Origin of the sequence: Lichenibacterium minor, assembly GCF_004137685.1 — a bacterium.
In the GTDB taxonomy this organism is placed as follows: Bacteria; Pseudomonadota; Alphaproteobacteria; order Rhizobiales; family Beijerinckiaceae; genus Lichenihabitans; species Lichenihabitans minor.
This window is the reverse complement of the sequence record NZ_QYBB01000117.1, coordinates 1-2,811: the sequence shown is the minus strand read 5'-3', so window position 1 is coordinate 2,811 and position 2,811 is coordinate 1. Positions and strand designations below refer to the sequence as shown.

4 protein-coding genes are annotated in these 2,811 nt (G+C 59.7%); 2 read left to right on the top strand and 2 right to left on the bottom strand.

The features are described 5' to 3' along the window. A partial coding sequence (locus D3273_RS27425; RefSeq protein WP_207210928.1) for a hypothetical protein occupies positions 1 to 681 on the top strand: 681 nt, incomplete at its 5' end. A 78-nt stretch (positions 682 to 759) separates the two neighbouring features. Here D3273_RS27425 and D3273_RS27420 read toward each other — a convergent pair. Further along, the gene (locus D3273_RS27420) at positions 760 to 1,851 is read right to left on the bottom strand and encodes a DUF805 domain-containing protein (protein ID WP_129230178.1); all 1,092 of its coding nucleotides are present in this window, start codon (positions 1,849 to 1,851) and stop codon (positions 760 to 762) included. A gap of 152 nt (positions 1,852 to 2,003) precedes the next feature. Between D3273_RS27420 and D3273_RS27415 the strand changes: the two genes are divergently transcribed. Next, a complete protein-coding gene (locus tag D3273_RS27415; protein WP_129230176.1) occupies positions 2,004 to 2,216 on the top strand; it encodes a helix-turn-helix domain-containing protein in 213 nt (70 codons plus the stop codon). Positions 2,217 to 2,272: 56 nt separating this feature from the next. On the opposite strand, the gene D3273_RS27410 is transcribed toward D3273_RS27415, so the two are convergent. Then, entirely contained in the window at positions 2,273 to 2,719 is a 447-nt protein-coding gene (locus tag D3273_RS27410; protein WP_129230174.1) for a zincin-like metallopeptidase domain-containing protein, read from the bottom strand. Positions 2,720 to 2,811: the final 92 nt, after the last annotated feature.

The following is a 2,811-nucleotide window of genomic DNA, read 5'->3' as shown; positions in this document are numbered from 1 at the left end:
ACGGCGGGCTCCGCCATATGCGGAGCTCCGCCCGCCGCCCCCGACTCCAAATCTCCACCAGCTCCGTGGACGCTACCGTGGGTTACGATGGTCCGGAAGCGCAAGGACAAAATTCCTGTATACATCGATGATTTTGTGCTACGATCCGCTATAACGGACCCTTACCAAGTTCGTATCGCTCGCAAATTTGGGTTGGTGTTCGCCGCAGGTGCTATTGCAGCCAAAACGAAGTTTATGCCCTGGACCGTTGATTTCGTATACGACGTTGTGCACGGCTTGATGAGACGCGCCTTCGAAAGTGTGGTACACGAGTTGACGCCTTCTAGAGCCGTAGCTGCGCTTAGAGCAGCAGTTCAGGGCAAAGGGAAGCTTCCAATGCTGAAGAGTCGGAGTCTACATCTTGCTTCTGGTTCAATCGTCGGATTCAGATATCGCAAGAGCGGACGTAAGATGATCGCAATTCGGCGGGAGAGGCTGCCTACTTTGATGGGTTTGACCGAGAGCAGCGAGACGATCATCAGCATGTTGGTCAAGGCTGGTGCGATCGAGACAGGGCATGGCGGGAAGACGACGCAGCAGGTGCCGTTTACGCTCGTGACCGCACGTGGGAGGGAGAATAAGAGCCTGCGTATGGTCGTGGTGGATGCGACCAAGCTTTCGCCATCCCTGACCTCTCTATGAGCGTCTGAATGCCTGAGGGGGCGGGAGCCTTTGAGCTGGTCGAGCGACTGGCCGAGGTTCCCGTCCACTCCGGACTTGTCAGTGCACCACGTTGACGACGTACTCGGTGCTGCTCCCATCGATGTACTGCACGGTGTATTCGAAGTCCGAGAGGTCCCGGTCGTCGGCGATGCCTACCTTACTCTTATCGATGGCTGAGACGTTCATCATGGCCGCGCATGTGCTGCCGCGAACCGGGCTTCCTTCTTCTAAAGTTCTGATGCTGTGAAACGAGATACGGGCGTTGCTGAAACTTCCGTAATAGGCCCCGATGATGATCCAAGTTGGGTCCTTTTTGATAAGATCACCCAAGGTCACCAGCACACCAGGATTGGAACAGAGGGATTGGGCAGGTCGCACCGACTCGAGAGCTCGCCCACCGTAAGTTAGGAAAGCGCCCACGCTGACCAGGGTCAACAAGGACGCGAGTGTCCAAACATTCAAACTACCTGCTTTTTTTGTTTTTCTATGGATCACATAGTCTTTAGCAATAGGCAGGGGGTCAGGACCGTAATCATTCCGTCCATAAGTCCCTCGCTTTGTCAGCAGCCAAATCTCGACGACACCACTCAAGACCATCGACGCCAAGCTTACAAGCCCTGGGGGTAGAAAGGCGCTCCCGAAGGCGAGAGGTGCAACCCAAAGCAGATGGAAGCCCGACAGGTCAAGGTCGTGAAGCCGTTTGGCCGTCAGAGCCAAGCCGATCCACACGAACGGCAGCGCCAGGGCGAGCCTGATCAGAGTGCCCGTCACCTCTGAGACCGGCACATGCATGTGTGACACGACGGCCATCACAACCAGGATGTAGGGCACGATGCTGAGGCAGGAGGCCCAGAAGAACCTCGCTCGGCCGAGCCGGCCCTCGAACGAGAAGAGCAGTGATACCAACCCGGAAGGACTGTCGGGGGCGGGGGGAGGGCCGTAGATCAGGGCTCGAACGGGAGCCTCAGTGGCGCTCGCCCAATCGGGCAGGCTGGAATGCCAGACCAAGATCCCGACCAAAGGCATGAGCCGCAGGATCTCGGCAAGGGCTTCACGATCCATCGGTCCATGGTCGGTGCCGGCCCGATGATAAAACCAACCTCGGTTTAGGTTGCTTTCATCGGCCGGGTCATTGAGGGGGTGGGCCATCTTTCGCTCCGTTGAGGTTTCTGTCCTCAGGGCGCACCAGGTTTGATCCTCGACGCTCACGCCCTGCGTTATCTCGCTCCCCCACCCGACCTTCGCGTCGCTTATGACTTATAATCTATGGAGTTTCACGGCGCCATAGCTGCCATCGGTGGATGGACGCGCGAGGTCGAGTGGGCCGAAATGTCAGAAAGTTGCGCATGGCGCGCGCGCTCTCCCAAGAAGAGCTCGCCCACCAGGCCGATGTTCATCAGGCCTATCTCAGCGGCGTCGAACGCGGTAAGCGCAACGCGAGCGTGCTGGTGCTCGACCGCATCGCAAAGGCGCTCGGGGTGGACATCGATCGCCTCTTCACCCGCGATGAATGAGATCGCCGCGTTGAGTGTCGTCCGATCGCGTTATCGCGTCATGCGGTAGAGTTTAGCTAACGCGACCTCTGACCGGATCCGCCCCTCATCTCTGGGGGTAAGAAGCCTATCATGTAATCGGCGGCTTTCGACGCGAGGCTTGCCGCCCGCACGATGGCGCGCTCGTCCGCCCGCAGCACCTCGAGCCAAGAGCCGATGTAGTCGGCATGGCGTACCGTGGGCACCACCCCCAGCGCGGCACACAGGAATGCCGCCGTCATCTCCGCCACGAGCTCCTCGCGGGCATACTGTGCCGAGCCGAACCAGCCGGTGAGATCTCGCGCCAAGCGATCACGATGGCCGGTGGCATGGGCCAGCTCGTGGAGCACCGTGCGATACCAATTGATCGGGTCGGGGTAGGCCGAGGGCGATGGGACGTCGATGCGGTCGGCCAGCCAGTTGTAGCGAGCCCGTGTGCTTCCGACCTGGACGTCCACCCTCATCGTCAGGATCAGGGCATCCATCCAGGGCTCCATGGGGGTAGCGTCCACGGAGCTGGTGGAGTTTTGGAGTCGAGGGCGGTGGGCGGAGCTCCGCACATGGCGGAGCCCGCCGC